This is a genomic window from Neisseria sp. P0019.S002 (assembly GCF_051957155.1).
Lineage (GTDB): Bacteria > Pseudomonadota > Gammaproteobacteria > Burkholderiales > Neisseriaceae > Neisseria > Neisseria perflava.
This window is the reverse complement of sequence record NZ_JBQCWS010000062.1, coordinates 1-525: the sequence shown is the minus strand read 5'-3', so window position 1 is coordinate 525 and position 525 is coordinate 1. Positions and strand designations below refer to the sequence as shown.

General features: G+C 48.8%; 1 protein-coding gene. It reads right to left on the bottom strand.

The window, feature by feature from the left end; genetic code table 11:
• On the bottom strand, window positions 1-494 hold a 494-nt coding region (locus ACTHTY_RS11560), incomplete at its 3' end, for a hypothetical protein (RefSeq protein ID WP_440367766.1).
• Between the last annotated feature and the right edge of the window lie 31 nt (window positions 495-525).

The following is a 525-nucleotide window of genomic DNA, read 5'->3' as shown; positions in this document are numbered from 1 at the left end:
CCCCAACCCCACCCAACCAACACACAACCAACCCACACCCCCAACAAAAAACCAACAAAAAAACCACCCAAAAACCCATACCCCACAAACCCACCACCGACAAACCCCCCCAAAAACACCCCGCCACCAAACCACCCACCAAAAAACACAAACACAAACACACAAACAACAAATACCCCAGCAAAAACAACCGACACAAAAAAAAACACCAACAAAACAAAACAACCCCCACCCACCCCACCCAACAAAACACAAACCACACAAACACCCCACCACCACACAAACAACACAACAAAAACAACCAAAAAAACCACCCAAAACAACCCCAAACAACCCCCCAACCACACCACACCCAAACCAACAAAAACCAACGAAACCAACCCCACCGTCACTAACCGTACCGACAATTTCTTCCGCCTTAGGGCCGAAGAAGCCGAGCGCATAATCGCCACGATTGGAAGAGCCTTGAATACCGTATCCACTAATTTCGGCATTACCAACCCCGTCGGTACAACTACCCTCTCA